We start from the raw sequence: 5,539 nt of genomic DNA on the forward strand, positions 1-5,539 counted from the left end.
ATTGGGATCATTGCGGATTATACGAGCCTACTGTTCATGTTCCAATCATTATTCGATGGCCGGGCCGGATTTCAGCGGGTCGGCGGGTTTCTGGGCTAGTTCAGCAGGTCGACCTGCTGCCCACGATATTAGAGGCAGCGCGCAATGAAGCTCCCGCTGGCATCGACAGATCAAAACTTACTGTACCTAAAGAGATTGATGGAGTAAGTCTATGGGAGACTATTCGAGGGAAGTCTGACAGCACCCACGAAAGAGTATACCTTAGCGAATGCGCTTGGCAAGCTGCAAGAGGAATACGTACGGCCGACTACAAATTTATTCGTACCTATGATGCGGGACCTTTCAATCGACCGCCAAGGGAATTGTACAATTTGGAAGCTGATCCAGATGAGTTGATAAATTTAGCAGATTCGTTGCCTGATCTGGCTGATCAATTCGAACGCCAGCTCGATGAGTGGGTTGTTGGCAAGCTGGCAGGGCGAGAGGATCCGATTGAGCGTCAGCTAAAGGATGTCGGCTTACCTTTTAAGAAGCGAATCGAACAGATTCTAGCGAAAGCAGGCATGAGCTGGGAGGAGTGGCTGCGAGAGCCCAAACGTGAAATTTACGACATAGCTGTTCAAAATCATCGCTAAAGTTCGAAGGAGAAATAGGACGGAGGTGAAGTACGGGTGCAGCAGATATTAGGAAGCAATAGTTTTATGAAGTATGGAATCCCTTTCTGGATCACGCGGAGAGAGCAAGCATCAACCGACGAGCATGGACATGAATTCGTCGAGCTGGTCTTTATCGTGCGAGGAAGCGGTGTTCATATATTCCAAGGCACTGATTATAATATTCGCGCCGGAGATGTGTTTATCATCAATCCAGGAGAAACACATTCTTATTACGTGGAGCCTGGGACACATATGGAGATTATTAATTGCTTGTTTATGCCTTCATTTATTCCGGATGCCTTACTCCATGAGCTCGAAATCACGGGGTCGATGGACTATTTTTACGTTCACCCGTTTCTGAAGCACGATGTACGTTTCAACCATCACCTTAATTTGCATGGGCAGGATGCTGCTTTAATTTTGATGCTCCTTGAGAGCATGATTAGAGAAATCGGTCTCCGTGGATTAGGGCATGTAACGGTGATTAAACTTCAAATGATTGAATTGCTCGTTCTGCTCTCCCGTCATTACAGTTTGATGCAGCATCATCTCAGCAATCCATATAGTTCCCCGCGTCAGTTGGACCGTGAAATTGGCGCTATGCGGATCTATGGTTATTTGGAGCGGAATTTCGATAAGAAAATTAATTTGCAAACGCTTTCCAAACTATTCAGCGTCAGCACCAGGCAATTAAACCGTATGATGAGAGAAGAGTACAAGAAGAGCGTTTTTGACGTACTTCACGAAATTCGAATCGAGAACGCCAAACGGATACTGCTTGAATCGGATGAAAAAGTCATTTCAGTAGCAACGATGGTTGGCTACGATGATCCTTCTTTTTTCAGCAGGCTATTCTTACGGTATGTGGGTTGTTCCCCACGGCAGTATCGTACAAGACAATATACCTCCACTTAAAGTATCCTATCCTGCATCAACCAGACAAATTTCAGCTTAGTCAGATATGCCCAAAAAATCTACTGTATCGGACTAGGAACACGCGGGAAGAGATTGTTGTCCAATTATTCATATAGTTGCGTGCTCTCCATCGTAACTTTGGACTCGCTTCGCATGCGTAATTTGAATTCTCTGGGTGAGCATTGATTATGACGCCTAAAAAGCTTGTAAAACTGTGCCATATTCGAGATGCCGACCTCGTAGCCCACATCCATAATACTAAGCTCGCTCGTCAGTAATAAAAGTTCAGATCGCTTGATTCGTTTATAGTTGGYATATTCCACGAAAGAGACGCCCATCGTTTTTTTGAAATATTTTATAAAATAGTGATAACTCAAATTAACCAAGGCACAAGCATCCTCGACGCAGAGTTTATCGTTTAAATGTGCGTTTACATAATCAAGAACTGGTTTTAATCGGCTTAATTCGGTTTCCCCTGTATAGTTCAGTACGTTTCGGTTATCGCTCCTTAACAATAGCAGAATTAATCTTTTGATTACGGAGCTGATGGCGATTTCGTAGCCTCTCATTCGAGTTTGTGATTCTTTGAAAACATCCATAATAAAAGCATACGTTTCCCGTTTTGCCGATTCGTTTATATCAAAAATATAGTTTAGTTTATCCAGTGGTTGAGTCAGTTCCGAGAAGCAATACAAATAGGGCATTGTGCTTTGGTCAAAATGCTTGACCAGATCGATTTGAAATACTACATAGTGCAGTGCTTCTGTAAAAGGTTGATGGGAACGGTGTGGTTGGGAGGCTCCCAAAACCATAACGTCACCCGGCCCGAGGACAACGTAGTCGTGTTTGCTTTGAACTCCTAGGTGGCCTTCTATGATTGCAAGAAATTCTACTTCTTTATGGTAGTGCCAGGGATGCCTTTCCGGAACGCTATAGTAGTGTGCTTCTGAGGAAATCTCCCATATTTTTAGAAACAGCATCGGATTCTGATAGATGACCTCTTCATTGATAGCTTCGGAGTGTGTATCAATAGTAGTTTCTATTAAGGGCATGAGCTTAACCTCCTTTTTTGAAGTATAACACTTTTGAATATAAAAGCAGCATGATTGAGCATTTCTCTTAAGGCTTGATTTTTTTATACTAAGAGTAATTAAATCAAGAGGGAGTGTTTATATCATGATAAAGGTAACGGTATGGAATGAATATCGACATGAAAAAAAAGACCCGATCGTAGGTGGAATATATCCAAATGGAATTCATGGTGCGATTGCAGGTTTCTTAACGGAAGCAGGATATGAAGCAGGTACGGCTACTTTGGATGAACCAGAACATGGTTTAACAGATGACGTATTAAAGCATACGGATGTATTAGTTTGGTGGGGACATATGGCACATAATGAAGTAAAGGATGAAGTGGTCCAAAAAGTGAAGCAGCGCGTGCTTGACGGAATGGGTTTGATCGTACTTCACTCGGGTCATTTCTCAAAAATCTTTAAAACATTAATGGGTACAAGCTGTGATTTGAAATGGCGTGAGGCTGATGAGAAGGAACGTCTTTGGGTTGTAGCGCCAAGTCATCCGATTGTAGAAGGAATTGGCGAATATATCGAGCTGGAAAAAGAAGAAATGTACGGTGAGCATTTTGATATTCCAACACCAGACGAGCTGATCTTTACAAGCTGGTTTGAAGGTGGAGAAGTGTTCCGAAGCGGATGCACCTTTATACGCGGAAACGGAAAAGTGTTTTATTTTAGACCGGGGCATGAAACCTATCCAACTTATTATAATAAAGACATTCAACGCGTAATTGTGAATGCCGTGAAATGGGCGCAGCCAGTAGATCGCAATCGTCCAGTCTATGGGAATGCGCAGCCATTAGAAAAAATATTGGCTAAATAAACGAATATACGTTTCGAAAAAGAACCAGCCTTCGTCTAAATGAAGGCTGGTTCTTTTTGATGCAATTAATCAACGTCATATGGTGTTGTTTTGAATATTCTAGTAACCAAATGCATATTTAATAGGTTCATTACATATGTTTGCTAGTAAAGAGAGAGGATTTAATAGAAATGGCACTCGGCTGACTTTCAAAAAAGAGGGGTGTTTTCATGAACAAAAAGTGGCCTGAGCTTGTTCAATTATTTCGCATTTTTATAGTCATAATGATTATAAGCTTTTCAACTACTATTTTGTTGGGTGCGACATTAGTTGCATTTAATCCTCAAATTAATATATCCTCTGGAAAAGCTGTTCATATTCCGGTAGTTTTTTTTAGTAATTTGTTAAGTTTAGAAGCGCCTTATTTTCAAGCTAAAACTCATACGATAAACTCGCAAAGCACAATGAATTTTCTACTCACCTTTTTATTAGATGTGGAGCTAAACAATCCCAAAGCACTTGTGGCTGGAATAATACCGGGAGTGGATTCAAAAAAATCTACTTTGCTATATCCAGGCAGTGACACCGAGGGAGTGATTGATTATCCTGGGAATGATGAGCGGAGCCAAAATGAAATAATTGAACCTAAAAATAACCCCTTACTTCCAAAGAAGCCTTCGACGACTAATATTGCACCACCAAAAGATAATCATACTAAAACACCAATCGATAACGAGAAAAATGCTGAGATATTTATTTACCATTCTCATAATCGTGAATCGTGGTTGCCGGAACTGCCAGATGTTGAAAAGGAGTATCTGGCTTTTGACAAAAAGATAAATGTTACTTTATTGGGAGACAGATTAGCAAATAAATTAAGTGAAGCAGGAATTAACAGCATTCATGATTCAACTGATTATCAGTCTGTGTATAGCGATATTTTCAAGAGTTCAGATTCGTATCTTTATTCGAGAAAAAAGGTCAAGGAAGCTAAGGCTGCAAATAAACAACTGAAATATTATTTTGACATACATCGAGATTCTGGACCTCGAAAAGCAACTACAACTAAAATCAATGGGATAGATTACGCTCAGCTGTTTATTATTATTGGTTCAGATAATCCGAAATGGAAGGAGAACTATAAATTTGCGAAAGAGTTCATTAAGGTTTTGAATAACAAGTACCCTGGCTTATCAAAGGGTATCTTTGCAAAGGATCGAAAGCAAGGTAATGGAGTCTATAATCAAGATTTGTCGATCAAAAATATAATTATTGAAATTGGCGGGGTTAATAACAATCGTGAGGAATCAAATCGAACTATTGATGYTTTATCCAAAGTAATAACAGAGTTATACAAGAACGATGTTGATATAAAAAAGGTTAATTCCTTGTAGCAATTGCAACAAAGTCACATGAAGGGAATAGCGGAAACACATTCTGTTTCCATTTGCACTCCTAACAAAAACAGGCTTTGTCACTGATTATCGGCGACAAAGCCTGTTTCGCTTGCGGTGGATGCTGAATACTGCCCCTTTATATCAATACTGGTTGACCTGTTTTAATAGACGCGTAACCAGCCAATGCAGCAATGGTTGAGCGCATGCCGTCTTCACCTGAGATAGGTACAGGCTGACCGCTGCGAATGGCCTGTACGAATGCACGTACCAGATGCTCATCCATATTGTCGCCCCAGTAATTCCATTGTCCTGCCGCATTTTTACGGCTGTAAAGTTCGTTGACCTGAGCAAGGCCATTCAAAGATATGACACCTTTAGTACCGATGATCTCCAAAGCGACATCACCCCATGTAGGATAAGGAGCTTTTCTTGACCAGCTTGTATCAAGTACGCCGAATACGCCATTCTCATATTTCACATGCATCATGCCTGTATCGTCCACTTTCAACTTGTCGTCAAATAAGGTGGCAGCATAGGCGTAAACTTCCTTAGGACCTGAGCCGTTGAACCAATTCATTAAATCCATGACATGTACGGTATGGTCTAGCAAAGCGCCTCCGCCAGATAGTTCAGGATCAACAAACCAACCGCTTGGAGCAGTGCCGCGATTCATTCCTTTGAAGGCAACAATAT

Annotated in this window: 6 protein-coding genes; 4 read left to right on the forward strand and 2 right to left on the reverse strand. The window is 41.2% G+C overall.

The features are described 5' to 3' along the window. On the forward strand, nt 1-635 hold a 635-nt coding region (locus AC1DWN_RS26670; protein ID WP_477561919.1), incomplete at its 5' end, for a sulfatase family protein. 36 nt (nt 636-671) lie between these two features. Next, a complete protein-coding gene (locus AC1DWN_RS26675; RefSeq protein ID WP_477561920.1) occupies nt 672-1,571 on the forward strand; it encodes an AraC family transcriptional regulator in 900 nt (299 codons plus the stop codon). A gap of 104 nt (nt 1,572-1,675) precedes the next feature. On the opposite strand, the gene AC1DWN_RS26680 is transcribed toward AC1DWN_RS26675, so the two are convergent. Then, complete coding sequence (locus AC1DWN_RS26680; RefSeq protein WP_477561921.1) at nt 1,676-2,623, reverse strand: AraC family transcriptional regulator; 948 nt, start codon at nt 2,621-2,623, stop codon at nt 1,676-1,678. 124 nt (nt 2,624-2,747) lie between these two features. Between AC1DWN_RS26680 and AC1DWN_RS26685 the strand changes: the two genes are divergently transcribed. Together AC1DWN_RS26685 and spoIIP are read left to right on the forward strand one after the other, a co-directional pair. Continuing rightward, entirely contained in the window at nt 2,748-3,470 is a 723-nt protein-coding gene (locus tag AC1DWN_RS26685; protein ID WP_477561922.1) for a ThuA domain-containing protein, read from the forward strand. Between the two features lie 209 nt (nt 3,471-3,679). Continuing rightward, nucleotides 3,680-4,843, forward strand: a complete 1,164-nt coding sequence (gene spoIIP / locus AC1DWN_RS26690) for a stage II sporulation protein P (RefSeq protein WP_477561923.1) — start codon at nt 3,680-3,682, stop codon at nt 4,841-4,843. Between the two features lie 139 nt (nt 4,844-4,982). On the opposite strand, the gene AC1DWN_RS26695 is transcribed toward spoIIP, so the two are convergent. Further along, on the reverse strand, nt 4,983-5,539 hold a 557-nt coding region (locus AC1DWN_RS26695), incomplete at its 5' end, for a Gfo/Idh/MocA family protein (RefSeq protein WP_477561924.1).

The organism is Paenibacillus sp. P4_A7, from assembly GCF_056402455.1.